The 14,539-nt window shown below is 31.0% G+C and carries 10 protein-coding genes; all 10 read left to right on the top strand.

Translation table 11 applies throughout. The features are described from left to right. Positions 1 to 8: 8 nt before the first annotated feature. The 10 genes from JOD96_RS12880 (at position 9) to JOD96_RS12835 (ending at position 14,535) form a co-directional block, all read left to right on the top strand. Complete coding sequence (locus JOD96_RS12880) at positions 9 to 2,456, top strand: polysaccharide biosynthesis tyrosine autokinase (RefSeq protein WP_209564675.1); 2,448 nt, start codon at positions 9 to 11, stop codon at positions 2,454 to 2,456. A gap of 8 nt (positions 2,457 to 2,464) precedes the next feature. Then, the gene (locus JOD96_RS12875) at positions 2,465 to 3,448 is read left to right on the top strand and encodes an SDR family oxidoreductase (protein WP_209564674.1); all 984 of its coding nucleotides are present in this window, start codon (positions 2,465 to 2,467) and stop codon (positions 3,446 to 3,448) included. A gap of 28 nt (positions 3,449 to 3,476) precedes the next feature. Beyond that, on the top strand, positions 3,477 to 4,868 hold the full coding sequence (locus JOD96_RS12870) for a UDP-glucose 6-dehydrogenase (protein ID WP_209564673.1): 1,392 nt from the start codon (positions 3,477 to 3,479) through the stop codon (positions 4,866 to 4,868). An 81-nt stretch (positions 4,869 to 4,949) separates the two neighbouring features. Beyond that, complete coding sequence (locus JOD96_RS12865) at positions 4,950 to 5,414, top strand: UpxY family transcription antiterminator (RefSeq protein WP_209564672.1); 465 nt, start codon at positions 4,950 to 4,952, stop codon at positions 5,412 to 5,414. 262 nt (positions 5,415 to 5,676) lie between these two features. Continuing rightward, entirely contained in the window at positions 5,677 to 6,987 is a 1,311-nt protein-coding gene (locus JOD96_RS12860) for a nucleotide sugar dehydrogenase (protein ID WP_209564671.1), read from the top strand. A gap of 36 nt (positions 6,988 to 7,023) precedes the next feature. Continuing rightward, positions 7,024 to 8,031, top strand: coding sequence for a mannose-1-phosphate guanylyltransferase (locus JOD96_RS12855; protein ID WP_209564670.1), 1,008 nt, complete (start codon positions 7,024 to 7,026; stop codon positions 8,029 to 8,031). A gap of 5 nt (positions 8,032 to 8,036) precedes the next feature. Next, the gene (gene rfbB, locus JOD96_RS12850) at positions 8,037 to 9,083 is read left to right on the top strand and encodes a dTDP-glucose 4,6-dehydratase (protein WP_209564669.1); all 1,047 of its coding nucleotides are present in this window, start codon (positions 8,037 to 8,039) and stop codon (positions 9,081 to 9,083) included. A gap of 25 nt (positions 9,084 to 9,108) precedes the next feature. Beyond that, on the top strand, positions 9,109 to 11,508 hold the full coding sequence (locus JOD96_RS12845) for an SLBB domain-containing protein (protein WP_209564668.1): 2,400 nt from the start codon (positions 9,109 to 9,111) through the stop codon (positions 11,506 to 11,508). Position 11,509: 1 nt separating this feature from the next. Beyond that, positions 11,510 to 12,577, top strand: coding sequence for a Wzz/FepE/Etk N-terminal domain-containing protein (locus JOD96_RS12840; RefSeq protein ID WP_209564667.1), 1,068 nt, complete (start codon positions 11,510 to 11,512; stop codon positions 12,575 to 12,577). A 68-nt stretch (positions 12,578 to 12,645) separates the two neighbouring features. Beyond that, complete coding sequence (locus tag JOD96_RS12835) at positions 12,646 to 14,535, top strand: DCC1-like thiol-disulfide oxidoreductase family protein (RefSeq protein ID WP_209564666.1); 1,890 nt, start codon at positions 12,646 to 12,648, stop codon at positions 14,533 to 14,535. The last annotated feature ends 4 nt before the right edge of the window (positions 14,536 to 14,539 follow it).

Here is a 14,539-nt window from a genome sequence, read left to right as displayed (position 1 = left end):
ATTCAAAGATGTTAGATATAAAAGATTTTTCGATTTTTGAAAATCATTCGAATTTTGATTTTAAAGGACTTTTGTTGAAAATTGTCAGTTATTGGAAATGGTTTCTAATAAGCTTGATAATTGCCTTTACGATTGCATACCAGGTAAATATTCGGAAAGAGAAAATTTACTCCATGCAAACAATGATTTCTATTAAAGAAGAAAGTAATCCCTTTTTTACTTCTAATACCAGTTTAGTTTTTAACTGGGGAGGAATTTCTGATCAGGTCAACGGAATTTCAACTATTCTTAAATCAAGGTCACATAACGAACTAGTAGTCGATAAACTTCAGTTTTATATTGATTATCTGGTACAGGGAAAATACAACTTAGTTGATTCTTACGGAGCTATACCTTTTTATTTAGGGATTGATAAAACAAAAGGACAGATCGCGAATACTCTTATAAGTATCAAATTTTTAAGTGAAAATGAATATGAAATCAGAATTCCGTTCGAAAATAATTCGGTTTCATTGATAACATATTCAGAAAATAAATATACTACTACAGCTGTTCAGCCTGCTGAGTTTGTAAAAAAGTATAAAGTAGGAGAGCAGGTTTCATTGCCTTTTTTAAATTGGAAATTGCAAATAAATGACAACCCCGGTTTTTATAAGGGAAATGAATATTTTGTTCGTTTTAATGATTTTGATGGAACAGTTTCCAGGTATAGAAGCTTAGATGTGACGTCTGACGATAAAGGAGGTTCATTGTTAACGTTGTCATTACAAGGTACTAACAAGGCGAGGATGGTTGAATATTTAAACTCAACTGTAAGAATGTTGATTAAAATTCAGCTTGACGGAAAAAATCAATTTGCAAACAATACTATAAAATTTATTGATAGTACGCTTGTTGCTATGGAGTCTCAATTGAAAGAGACGGGTAATGAGCTTAAGACTTTCAGAAAAGATAAAAATATCTATGAAATTGAAGACGGAGGCCAAAAGGTTTCAGATAAGATAATGAATTTTGATGTTGAGAAAGATCAAATTTCAAGAAAAATTGCTTACTATAATTCGTTAAAAACCTACTTAAATAATAGTGTAGATTATTCACGTTTACCGGCTCCCTCTGTAGCAGGAATTGAGGATCCGAATATTGCTGTAAATGTTTCTAAGCTTATAGGACTTTCTACACAACGGTCAGAAATGGCATATGCTGTAAAAAGTGATAAAATATTTAAAGATTTTGATAATCAGATGCGTGCAGTAAAAGATGTTTTGCTAGAAAATATTGCAAGCGCAAAGTCATCTTTGTTGTATGATTTATCGATGATAAATGCCAAAATTGGACAAGCTGAAAGCACAGTTAAAAGACTTCCGGAGGAACAGCAAGAGTTATTGAAAATTAAAAGGAAATATGATTTAAATGATAATATTTATACTGAATTTCTTCAAAAAAGGAATGAAGCAGAAATTGTAAAAGCATCTAATTTATCTGATATTCATTTTATTGATCCTGCAAAAGACATTGGAGGAAATTTAATAGGACCAAAAACATCTGTAAACTATGTTTTAGCATTGTTTTTAGGAATACTTATTCCACTTATATTTGTTTTTATAATTTTCTTCATCAACAATTCTATTCAAAATCCTGATGATATCAGTAAATTGACACAGATTCCTCTTATAGGTGTTGTTGGGTTTAATAAAGATAATGTCAATTTAGCAGTTTTTGAAAAACCGAAATCAGCTCTTTCAGAGTCGTTTAGAACAATTCGTTCATCACTGCAATTTCTTTACAAGAAGCAACGTGTAAGCGGAGCAAAAACACTTATGATAACTTCTTCAGTAAGTGGTGAGGGAAAAACATTTTGTTCAATAAATATTGCAACCGTTTTTGCTTTGAGCGAGAAAAAAACTGTAATAATTGGTTTAGATCTAAGAAAGCCAAGATTGGCAGATGAATTTAATCTGACAAGCAATATTGGCGTGGTAAATTATTTGATTAAACAAAAAAGTCTTGATGAAATAACTCATTCAACTCAAATCCCTAATCTTGACGTTATACTATCAGGTCCAATTCCTCCAAACCCTTCTGAACTTATTTTAAGTGAAGTAATGAAGGAATTAATAGACGAATTGAAGCAGAAATATGATTATATCATTTTAGATACACCTCCGGTAGGTCTTGTTTCAGATTCTTTAGAGTTAGCTCAGTATGCTGATGTAACATTGTACATAGTGAGACAGAATTACACTAAGAAAGACATGATTACTCTGTTAAATAACAGAATAAAAAGAGGTGAGCTAAGCAATGCAAGTATTGTTTTGAACGGATATGAAAATAAAGCAAAATATGGTTCTGGATATGGGTACGGCTATGGATACGGAGCATATTCTAACGGATATCATGAAGAAGAACAAAAAGTGAACTTAATGAAATCTGTTTTCAATAAATTCAATAAAAAATAATTTGGACGATGGAGAATTCAGATCAATATAAAATTCTAGTTACAGGTGGGGCCGGTTTTATTGGTTCAAATTTATGTGAGTATTTTCTAGGATTAGATCATAAGGTAATTTGTTTAGATAATTTTTCAACTGGACATCGTCATAACCTAAAAAATTTTATTGAAAATCCAAATTTCAAATTGATAGAAGGAGATATCCGAAATATAGCTGATTGTGCGTTGGCAGTTGAAGGTGTTGATTACGTTTTGCATCAGGCCGCTTTAGGCTCAGTTCCGAGATCTATAAATGATCCAATAACATCAAACGAGGTCAATGTTTCCGGTTTTTTAAATATGTTGGTTGCTTCGCGTGATGCTAAAATAAAGCGGTTTGTCTACGCCGCAAGTTCTTCTACTTACGGAGATTCTGAAGGATTGCCAAAAGTTGAAGAAGTTATAGGAAAGCCTTTATCTCCCTATGCTATTACAAAATATGTTAACGAACTGTATGCGGAGATTTTCAGCAGAACTTACGGATTAGAAACAATTGGACTCCGTTATTTTAATGTTTTCGGAAGAAAACAAGATCCAAATGGAGCTTATGCAGCAGTCATTCCTAAGTTTGTTATGCAGTTTATGAATTATGAAAGTCCTGTTATAAATGGTGATGGAAATTATTCTCGTGATTTTACATATATCGATAATGTAATTCAGATGAATAAACTTGCTATAACAAACCAAAACCCTGATTCTATAAATACAGTTTATAATACAGCGTTTGGAGACAGAAACACATTAAATGATTTAGTTGGATATTTGAAAAAGTATTTAACCGAATATGACCCAAAAATTGCTGATGTTGAAGTCATATATGGTGCCAGTCGTGCTGGTGATATCCCTCATTCATTAGCAAGTATTAATAAGGCAAAAAAAATGTTAGGGTATAATCCAAAATACTCTTTACAGGAAGGATTAAAAGAAGCTGTAAAATGGTATTGGGATAATTTGAAATAAAACCAAAGATTAAGATAAAAATAATTAAATGAAAATAACAAATATTTGTTGTATTGGTGCAGGTTATGTTGGGGGGCCAACTATGGCAGTAATAGCTCAAAAATGTCCAGATATTCAAGTGACTGTTGTCGATTTGAACGAACAAAGAATTAAAGATTGGAATGACCCTAATACTGACAATATTCCGATTTATGAACCGGGACTTTCAGAAATTGTAGCTGAAGCAAGAGGAAGAAATCTTTTCTTTTCTACAGAAGTTGAAAAAGCAATTGATGAAGCTCAGGTGATTTTTATATCTGTAAACACACCAACCAAAACTTACGGAAAAGGTAAGGGTATGGCTGCGGATTTAAAATATATTGAACTATGTGCAAGACAAATTGCCAAAGTGGCCAAACAAAATAAAATTGTAGTAGAAAAATCAACATTGCCGGTTCGTACAGCCGAAGCAATAAAAAGTATTTTGGATAACACTGGAAATGGCGTTCAATTCCAAATCTTATCAAACCCGGAATTTTTAGCAGAAGGTACTGCCGTTACAGATTTATTAAATCCGGACAGAATTTTAATTGGTGGAGATACCACTCCGGAAGGAGAAATTGCAATTAATGCTTTAGTTGATGTATATGCGAATTGGGTAGATAAAAATAAAATTTTAACTACGAATGTTTGGTCGTCAGAATTATCTAAGCTAACAGCAAATGCATTTTTGGCACAACGAATTTCATCAATAAATGCAATGTCAGAGTTATGTGAGAAAACAGGTGCAGATGTTAGTGAAGTAGCAAGAGCGATTGGTATGGACAGCCGAATTGGTCCTAAATTTTTAAAAGCATCAGTAGGCTTTGGAGGTTCTTGTTTTCAAAAAGATATTTTGAACTTAGTTTATATAGCAAAAACATACGGATTAAATGAGGTTGCAGATTATTGGGAACAGGTTATTATCATGAACGATCACCAGAAGAGAAGATTTTCAAATAAAATTGTTCAAACATTATACAATACTGTAGCCGATAAGAAAATTACTTTTTTAGGCTGGGCATTTAAAAAAGACACAAACGATACTCGTGAGTCTGCAGCTATATATGTGGCTGATGATTTAATTAATGAACAGGCTAAAATTTCGGTTTATGATCCTAAAGTTTCAAGGAATAAAATATTGAATGATTTAAATTATTTAGAAACAAGATCCGATCTGGAAAATAAAGATGCAATTTTAACGTTTGATAATTCGTATGATGCCTGCAAAGGAGCCCATGCGGTTGCGATTCTTACTGAATGGGATGAATTTACAACCTATGACTGGAAAAAAATCTATGATTCAATGCATAAACCTGCATTTATATTTGATGGAAGAAATATATTAAACGCTCAAGAATTACAAGCCATCGGTTTTATTTATAAAGGAATTGGTTCCTAATTGATATTAATATTGATTTTAAAATTTAATGAGCAATAAAATGAATGGAGAAGTAAAGATTTTATTTTCAATAAAAATGATATGAATTGGTATGTTGTTTATACTAAGCCCAAATGGGAAAAAAAAGTTGCAGAAAAGCTAAAACAAATAGGAATAGAATGCTATTGTCCATTAATAACTCAGGTAAAGCAATGGTCAGACAGAAAGAAAAAAGTTGAAGTACCGCTTTTTAATTCATATGTTTTTGTTCAGTTATCAGAAAACGACAGAAATTCGGTTTTTCAGATAGTCGGTATTGTTCGCTATTTGTTTTGGCTAGGTAAACCTGCCATTGTTAGAAATGAAGAAATTGATATTATAAAAAAAAATCTCATGGCTTCAAATGTCAGTGAGATTTCAGTAACACCAATGCAGGTTGGAGATAGAATAAAATTAGATTCAGGAGCTTTTAGCAATCAGGAGGCAATTGTTCAGGAAGTCTCAAATACACACTATATTTTAGTTTTAGAATCTCTTGGGTGTGTTTTAAAAATTAAATACAAATAATATTTTTTGTGTTTTAATTTAATAAAGAATAAAAATCACGTGTTTTGTGTTTTTTTATTCTTTATTTTTTTTGTAGGTAATTACTTATGTTGTTGATTTATAAAGATTTGTAAATGATTTGTAACTTTTAAGAATTTTCTTTTTAAGTTCTGTAGGAAACTGTATTGAATTTATTGACTTAATGTGTTATATTTGCCAAAAATGAATCTACAGCTATCTGTGTCATGCCATGTGACAGAGAGTGGCGAAGCCGTGAGTTTTAATGACTGAATTTAAAAAAGAGCATAAATTGAATAAAGATATAAAAATAGCAGTTATTGGCTTAGGATACGTAGGACTGCCTTTGGCGAGGTTATTTGCTACAAAATATCCTGTTGTAGGTTTTGATATTAACCAATCAAGAGTAAGTTCCTTAAAATCCGGAACAGACACAACTTTAGAAATCGATGACGCTACTTTGCAAAATGTATTGGTTGATAATAATGAAGGGAAAGTTGGTTTATACTGCACGACATCTTTAGACGATATTGTGAATTGCAATTACTTTATAGTAACGGTTCCTACCCCCGTTGATAAAAATAATCGTCCTGATCTAACTCCATTATATAAATCAAGCGAATCAATAGGCAAGATTTTGAAAAAAGGGGATATTGTAATTTACGAATCTACAGTATATCCAGGGGTGACTGAAGAACAATGCATTCCGGTTTTAGAAAGAGTTTCAGGATTGATATTTAATGAAGATTTTTTTGCAGGATATTCACCAGAAAGAATTAATCCGGGAGATAAAGAGCATACTGTAGAGAAAATTTTAAAAGTAACTTCAGGATCTACTCTTGAAATTGGTTTAAAAGTTGATGCTTTATATAAATCTGTAATTACTGCAGGAACCCATTTAGCACCATCAATAAAAGTTGCTGAAGCAGCCAAGGTTATAGAAAACTCTCAGCGTGATATTAATATTGCTTTTGTTAATGAATTAGCGAAAATATTTAACCTGATGAATATTGATACACAGGAAGTATTAGCAGCAGCAGCTACAAAATGGAATTTTTTGCCTTTTAAACCTGGACTAGTTGGAGGTCATTGCATTGGCGTCGATCCTTATTATTTAGCACAAAGAGCACAGGAATTTGGATACCATCCCGAAATAATATTAGCAGGGCGACGTTTAAATGACAGCATGGGAGAATACGTTGCTTCTCAAGTAGTAAAGTTAATGATCAAAAAAGGAATTTCTGTAAATGGTGCAAATCTTTTAATGTTAGGTATTACCTTTAAGGAAAATTGCCCTGATGTTCGAAATACAAAAATTGTAGATGTTGTGAGAGCATTGAAAGAATACGGAATAACTGTCACAATATATGATCCTTTAGCTAATATTGAAGAAGTTAAAAAGGAATATAAATTAAAAACAACAAATTCTATTCCGAAAGAAAAATTTGATGCCATTGTTTTAGGTGTTGCGCATAAAGAATTTTTAAAGCTTAATTTTTCAGAATTACAAGAATCAAATAGTTTAATATATGATGTAAAAGGAGTTTTAGGAACAATAGCAGATAATAGATTATAGTTACTAAAAAAACTCTTTTTTTAATTTTTAAAAAATATGGAAGTAAATAATTCAATTATACATGTAATTTTAACCGGCGGAGTTGGAAGCAGACTTTGGCCATTGTCTCGCAAGAGCCAGCCAAAACAATATCTTGAGATATTTGAAGGAAAATCTTTATTCGAAATGACTGTAGATAGAAACAGTCATTTAGCAAATAAAGTTATGGTGGTAGGAAATGTTGATAACTATCATTTGAGTGGTAAAGTAATGGATAAAACGCAAACTTCATATATTAATATAGTTGAAGCCACCCCAAGAAATACTGCTGCTGCTATTGCTTTTGCAGCGTTTGCTTCTGATACTGAAGATATATTAATTGTTACGCCATCTGATCATATTATTGATAAAATGGATAATTACAATGAAGCGATAAACGAAGCTATAGTAAAAGCTCAGGATGGTTATATTGTAACATTTGGAATTATCCCAACCAAACCAGAAACAGGTTATGGCTATATAGAATCAAAAGGGGATAAAGTGATTTCATTCCGTGAAAAGCCAAACGAAACTACCGCAAAGGAGTTTATTGCAAGAGGAAATTTTTTATGGAACAGTGGTATGTTTTGCTTCAAGGCCGGAGTTTTACTTGATGAATTGAAACAATTTCAGCCAGATGTTTATGAAAAATCCAAATTAGTTTGGGAATCAAGTAATGAAGGTTTTCTTGATTTAAATTTATCTTTAGAAATTCCATCAATTAGTATTGATTATGCTGTAATGGAGCGAAGTAAAAAAATAAAAGTTGTTCCGGCATCATTTACCTGGTCAGATCTAGGATCTTTTGAGTCTGTTTATGAATATTTAGTTTCAAAAGGTCACCCTATTGATAAAAATGGAAATATGGTGATAGGATGTGAGTATCATACCACTTTTTTAGGATTAACAAATACCATATTTGTTCATACTAGTACTGCTAATTTGATCTTACATAAAGAAAGTTCTCAAGACGTAAAAGATGTATATAATGAACTTGAAAAACAAAATTCAGAATTGTTAAATTAAATAAAATGAAAAAAATTCTTATAACTGGTGGCGCGGGCTTTATCGGATCACATGTAGTTAGACGTTTTGTGAATAAATACCCAGAATATCAAATTTATAATTTGGATGCTTTGACATATGCCGGAAATTTAGAAAATATTAAGGATATTGAAAATCAGCCTAACTATACTTTTATAAAAGGAAATATTGTAGATGAAACCTTTATAAATGAACTTTTTTCCCTTCATAAGTTTGATGGAGTTTTGCATTTGGCTGCAGAATCTCATGTAGACCGTTCAATTGAAGATCCTTTAGCATTTGTAAAAACAAATGTAATTGGAACAATGAACCTGTTGAATGCTGCAAAAAATCAATGGAAAGATAACTTTGAAAATAAACGATTTTATCATATAAGTACAGATGAAGTTTATGGATCTTTAGGAGCAGAGGGATTATTTACTGAAACTACTCCTTATGACCCTAATTCTCCATATTCGGCTTCAAAAGCTAGTTCTGATCATTTTGTAAGGGCCTATGGAGAAACTTACGGATTACCTTATGTTTTAACAAACTGTTCAAATAATTATGGGTCCTATCATTTTCCTGAAAAACTGATCCCTCTTTTTATAAATAATATTATAAATAATAAGCCTTTGCCTGTTTATGGTGACGGCAATTACACACGAGATTGGTTATTTGTAGAAGATCATGCAGCTGCTATAGATTTAGTTTTTCATGAAGGAAAAAATCATGAAACATATAATATTGGTGGATTTAATGAATGGAAAAATATTGATTTGGTAAAAATATTATGCCAGATTATGGATAAAAAATTAGGCAGAAGTGAAGGTACATCTAAAGAACTAATTACTTATGTAAAAGACAGACCAGGGCACGATTTGCGTTATGCAATTGATGCATCAAAAATCAATAAAGAACTTGGCTGGAAACCTTCAGTAACTTTTGAAGAAGGTTTAGAAAAAACAATTAATTGGTACCTGGAGAATGGAGAATGGCTTCAAAATGTAACTTCTGGTTCATACAAAGATTACTATAAAAAACAATACTCATAGATTTATTTTTATCAAACATATTAATATGAAAAAAATAACATACGTTCTTACTCTGCTTATTCTTTTATTAACCTCTTTACATGTTCAAGCTCAGGATATACTTAAATCTAAAGATTTAAGTACTATAAATGTTGACTACTTGACAGATGATGATTTAGCGAAAATTAGTGCACAATTAAAAAATAATAATACTACTATTGAGCAAGTTGAACCAATGGCACTATCCAAAGGGATGAGTCAGGGAGAATATGATAAATTAAAGGCCAGATTGAATGAATATTCCAGTAAGTCTAATAATAAACCTAACATTCAAGAAAAATCAACCGAATCTCAAAGAAAACAAGTTAAAATTATAAACGAAAAAGTTAAGGATTCTGCTAATGCATTAATTTTCGGTTCTGAACTCTTTGATAATCCAACTCTAAATTTTGAACCTGATTTAAAATTAGCAACTCCTATGAATTATATTTTAGGACCTGGAGATGAATTGCAGGTTAGTGTTTATGGGATTCAGGAATATAACGCAAGCATACCTGTAAGTGTTGAAGGAAAAATAACAATTCAATATGTAGGACAAATTTCTGTTTCGGGAATGTCTGTTGAAGCTGCAACACAAAAAATTAAAGCTGCAATTGCAAAAGTTTACAGTACTGTTCGGTCTGGACAATCTCAAGTCAGTGTAAGTTTAAGCCAGATACGTACTATAAAGATAACTGTAGTTGGAGGAAAGCAACCCGGTAATTATTCAATTTCATCTTTGGCTACTGTTTATAATGCTTTGCATTTGGCAGGTGGTCCTGGAAAAAACGGAAGTTACCGAAATATTGAATTAATCAGAAACAATAAAGTTTTTAAAAATATTGATATTTATAGATTTTTGGTAAAAGGAGATCAATCAGATAATGTTAGCTTAAAAGATAATGATGTTATTAGAATTCCTGCATACAGTCACAGAGTAACTGTGGAGGGAGAAGTAAAACGAGCAGGGATTTTTGAAATGAAAAACGGAGAAACTTTTTCGGACTTATTAAATTTCGCTTCGGGATTTAATGAATTTGCATATACTGCTTCAGTAAATGTTACTCAAAAAACAGGAAAAGAATTTAAAGTTCATGATATAAATGAAAGTGATTTTTCAACTTATGTTCCACAATCAGGAGATGTCTTTAGAGTGACAAAAATTTTAAATCGTTTCGAAAATCGAATTAAAATTGAAGGTGCAGTTTTTAGACCGGATTATTATTCTTTTAATGAAGGCATGAGGGTGTCGGATCTTGTAACAAGAGCTGAAGGACTTAAAGAAGATGCCTATAGTAAAAGAGCTCGAATCATAAGACTAAAATCGGATTTAACAACAGAAATTGTAAATGTTGATTTGAGTGCTGCTTTATCTGGTGATACAAATGCAGACATTGAGTTAAAGAGGGAAGATATTCTAACGGTCTATTCAATTTTGGATTTCAGAGAAGAATATAAAGTTACTATTGATGGAGAGGTAAAAAAACCTGGGGTATATACTTACTTTGAGAATCTAACCTTAAATGATTTGATTGTACAGGTAGGTGGCTTAACGGGCTCTGCATCTAAAAGAGTTGAAATTGCAAGAATGGTAAAGTCAGATGTAATTAATGATTCAGATCCAAAACGCATAGAATTAGTTCAACTTGAAATTACTGCAGATAATAATGAGCAAATAAAAAACTTTCTTTTAAAACCATTTGATGTTATAAATATTAGAAGAATTGCTGTTTATGAAAAGCCACAAATGATTACTATTTCTGGTGCAGTAGCTTATCCCGGGAAATATGTATTGGCTAACAAGAAGGAAAAAGTATATGATATAGTGATGAGAGCTGGAGGATTAACTTCTATTTCTAATATTGAGGGGATGAAAATAAAAAGACCTATCAAACAAGAAGAAATTGATAAATTAGAAAGTATTGATTTAAATCTTTCTAAAAATGACTCTTTAAAAGAAAAATTGGCTGATATAAAGTTTTCTACTATACCTATTAACTGGGAAAAAATAGAAAAAAATAAAAATCATTATTCTAACGTTACTTTATTTCCAGGTGATGAAATTGAAGTTGCTGTTTATAATGAGGGAGTAAAGGTTACAGGAAATGTATTATTGACATCTGAAATTCCATATAGAAGCGGAAAAGGATTTAAGTATTATATAAATGCAGTAGGAGGAGTTAATAATAAAGGTTGGAAAAGAAAAGCGTATATCATATATCCTAATGGTAAAGCTGATGTAACTAAATCTTTTTTGTTTTTTAGATCATATCCAACAGTTGAACCTGACTCACAAATTGTTGTTCCGGAAAAACCTGAAACTAAGAAAATGAGTACAGGGGAATGGGTAAGCATAGGAAGTGTTATAACAAGTTTGGCATTATTAATAGTAACTGCTTTTAAATAATATGAATACTAAGCCTATTGAAAACCAGGAAGTTTCGTTAAAAGAACTAATAGAGAAGGTAAAGGACTGGTATGTTTTTTTATTGTCAAAATGGAAAGTAATATTTTTAGCAGGATTTATTGGCGCTATTTTTGGAATTACATATTCTCTTATTAAAAAGCCTATTTATACAGCTACCCTATCATTTGCTGTAGAAGATAAATCTTCTGGAGGAGGTTTTGGTGCAGCATTAGGTTTGGTTAGCTCACTTGGATTAGATATAAGTGGCGGTGGAGGAAGTGTTTTTTCGGGATCTAATCTGACAGAATTATTTAAATCCCGTTCTATGGTTGAGCAGACATTATTAACATCTATTCCAGTATCGACTCGTAAGAATGTTTCTTTGGCAGAAATGTATATTCAAAATTGTGGGTGGCGGGATGATTGGAAAAAGAAATCTACGCTGTCTTCAATACAGTTTTTACCGAATAGTGATCGAGAAAAATTTACTCGTGATCATGACAGCATTTTAGGTGTTATATACCGAAATTTGTCTGATAATTCATTAAAGGTGGAGCAAAAAGATAAAAAAATACCAATTATTACCATTGAGATGTCTTCTAATGACGAATTATTTGCTAAATATTTTACGGAAGCACTAGCAAAAAGGGTATCTGATTTTTATATAAATACGAAAAGTAAAAATGCTCGTGCGAATATGGAAATTTTACAAAGACAAACGGATTCAATCAGAAGTGAGTTAAATGGTGCTATTACAGGAGTAGCTGTAGCCAATGATAATACTTTTAATTTAAATCCGGCACTTAACGTACGTCGTACACCTTCGGCGAAAAGACAGGTAGATGTTCAGGCAAACACAGCAATTTTGACAGAACTTGTTAAACAAAGCGAATTAGCAAAGGTTACATTAAGAAAGGAAACACCTTTAATTCAAATAATAGATAGACCTATTTTACCCTTACAAAAAGAAAGATTCGGAAAATTAAAAGGGATTGTAATAGGTGGTTTTTTTGGAGTTTTTTTTATTTTAATTTTTTTAGCAATAAAAAGGCTGTTAGCATCTTTGTAGCTCTAGAAATATAAAAAGGACAATATCTAAACAGTAGAATTAAGATTAATTACTGAAAAAAAACATTAATGAAAAAATATCTTAAAAATGCTTTTATTAAGAAGATTGACGGAACTGGTCTGGCAATTTTCAGAATCACATACTGTCTAATATTACTGGCAGAAATTAGTCAAATGATGTATTTCAGATCATTAATTTTTGATAAAATTCCTTTTTTAGAACCTGCTGAGATAAATTTTGCAATTCCAATTTCTATATGGCTTATTGCTGTAATATTTATTCTGTTCGGTGCTTTTACAAGGTTTTTTGCTGTTATAAATTATTTGATGGGATTGATACTCATTGGTAGTATACAATCTTACGAATATCATGTTTTTTACCAATATATGGCAATTAATTTTTTGATGATTTTTATCCCTGTAAGTCAGTGTTTTTCTCTTGATAGATTATTTTTAAAATTAAAATATTCTAATACGACATTTCAATATAATCCGCCTAAAACTGTTAGTCAAATTTATTATTTCCTTCCTGTATTTCTTGCAATTGGACTAGTTTATTTTGATTCATTTTTTCTTAAAATATGTTCCCATGTATGGATTAATGGTTTAGGAATGTGGCTACCAGCTTCAATGCCAATGATGGTTCATACTAATTTATCATTTTTATTAAATTGTAAATATTTAATGATATTCTTAGGATACGTTACTTTGCTTTTTGAAGCAATATTTTTATTTATCTTTTTTAGAAAGAAATGGCGTGTCATTGCATTTTTCATTGGAGTTGGATTTCATCTGGGGATTTTAATTTTATTTCCAATACCTTGGTTTGCATTAACTGTAATTGCTGTTTATTTACTGTTAGTACCAGTTTCTTGGTGGAAAAGATTATTCAGTGCTAGAAAAGATTACTCAACACTATCATTTTATTATGATGCAGAATGCCCTTTGTGTATTCGCACTAAAATCACTATTACTCATTTAGATTGGTTTAATAAAATTAGTTTTAAAACTGTTCAATTTGACTCTCAAGAGAATCAGTATATAAATCATATAGAAACAGGTTTACTCTTAGATAATATTTATAGCGTGGATGTAAATGGTAGGGTATATTCTGGTATAGATACTTACATACAAGTAATGAAGCGCATTTTTTATCTATATCCGATTGCCTTATTATTAAAATTGCCGGGAATTTATTATGTAGGAAAAAGAATCTATTCTTATATTGCTACTAATAGAACAACTGTAAGATGCACCGAGGAAAATTGTGGATATAATCCTCCTAATATAGTAGAAGATGCTAAAGTTAAAATTTTAACCAATCTAACATTAGCCGATTTGAAATTTTTAGGACTAAAATTTCTTATTCATTTTTTCTTAGTCATTCAGCTAATTATTATCTATAATAGCTCTCTTATTGTTGCTGGAAGAGAATTAATCCATTTAAAAAACACCAAACTGGATAATATAATTTCTGCAGGAGCTTTCAAAATTAATGAAGTTACTAAAGTCTTGTTTGGCTCAACATCGCATTCCGTATTTCTAGATGCTCATTTTAATGGATATAATCATATAGTTGCTATTGTATATTTAAATAAAAATGGAGATGAGATATGGTTACCTTTAATTGATAGGAATGGTCAGCCTTCTTATTATAATTATGGTACAAACTGGCGTAAAATGTCATTTAGTACAAATAACGGTAATATCAATATCGTCGATATGAACAATGGTGTAAGAGATTTTACAGCATTTTGGTCAGTCAAAAATGGTTTACCTATTAACTTAGCAAATGCTAAATTTCTAATTAAGGTAAAAAAAATAGATTCTTTAAAAAATTGGGAATGGGAGAAAGATTTCCTGTCTAAACAAATTAATAAGCCTTGGATGGACGGAGGATATATTGAATGGAAAAATGGAAAATTTGTTTCTCACATTAAAGAGATTGAAAAACTTTAATATA

It is taken from the genome of Flavobacterium sp. 1355 (assembly GCF_017833415.1).
In the GTDB taxonomy this organism is placed as follows: domain Bacteria; phylum Bacteroidota; class Bacteroidia; order Flavobacteriales; family Flavobacteriaceae; genus Flavobacterium.
Note: the sequence above shows the minus strand (reverse complement) of the source record. Positions and strands in the feature narration are given on the sequence as shown.

Excerpts from the sequence above, each read along its gene's own strand:
- JOD96_RS12880 (WP_209564675.1), top strand. The coding sequence starts at position 9 with ATGTTAGATATAAAAGATTTTTCGATTTTTGAAAATCATTCGAATTTT.
- JOD96_RS12875 (WP_209564674.1), top strand. The coding sequence starts at position 2,465 with ATGGAGAATTCAGATCAATATAAAATTCTAGTTACAGGTGGGGCCGGT.
- JOD96_RS12870 (WP_209564673.1), top strand. The coding sequence starts at position 3,477 with ATGAAAATAACAAATATTTGTTGTATTGGTGCAGGTTATGTTGGGGGG.
- JOD96_RS12865 (WP_209564672.1), top strand. The coding sequence starts at position 4,950 with ATGAATTGGTATGTTGTTTATACTAAGCCCAAATGGGAAAAAAAAGTT.
- JOD96_RS12860 (WP_209564671.1), top strand. The coding sequence starts at position 5,677 with ATGACTGAATTTAAAAAAGAGCATAAATTGAATAAAGATATAAAAATA.
- JOD96_RS12855 (WP_209564670.1), top strand. The coding sequence starts at position 7,024 with ATGGAAGTAAATAATTCAATTATACATGTAATTTTAACCGGCGGAGTT.
- rfbB (WP_209564669.1), top strand. The coding sequence starts at position 8,037 with ATGAAAAAAATTCTTATAACTGGTGGCGCGGGCTTTATCGGATCACAT.
- JOD96_RS12845 (WP_209564668.1), top strand. The coding sequence starts at position 9,109 with ATGAAAAAAATAACATACGTTCTTACTCTGCTTATTCTTTTATTAACC.
- JOD96_RS12840 (WP_209564667.1), top strand. The coding sequence starts at position 11,510 with ATGAATACTAAGCCTATTGAAAACCAGGAAGTTTCGTTAAAAGAACTA.
- JOD96_RS12835 (WP_209564666.1), top strand. The coding sequence starts at position 12,646 with ATGAAAAAATATCTTAAAAATGCTTTTATTAAGAAGATTGACGGAACT.